Raw genomic sequence first — 277 nt, forward strand, 5'->3', positions numbered from 1 at the left:
ATTCGCTATATCAAACTGTACTCTAAGCTACTCGCCTGGCCGGCTTCTGTTTGTAAAAGGTTTATGGGATCATCCGTCGTTGTGACTAGTTTACTGTCTTCATCGAGCTGACTAGAAGTGGGCGTGATACGTCGAACAAATCGTCCATCTTTATCGAAACGAATTTCTGTTTCTTTGAGGGTGTCTTCAAGCTCATTAAACAAGCAGGTTAATATCTGTGCTTGTTCTATATCACCGAAATCGAGGCTTTTACATAAGATATTAACCTGCTTGTTTA

1 protein-coding gene is annotated in these 277 nt (G+C 40.4%); it reads right to left on the bottom strand.

Translation table 11 applies throughout. From position 1 onward, the window contains the following. Positions 1-5: 5 nt before the first annotated feature. Positions 6-277: hypothetical protein (locus tag CWC11_RS23075; protein ID WP_212748106.1), on the bottom strand; the 272-nt coding region annotated here is incomplete at its 5' end.

It is taken from the genome of Pseudoalteromonas sp. S3178 (genome assembly GCF_005886985.1).
Lineage (GTDB): Bacteria > Pseudomonadota > Gammaproteobacteria > Enterobacterales > Alteromonadaceae > Pseudoalteromonas > Pseudoalteromonas carrageenovora.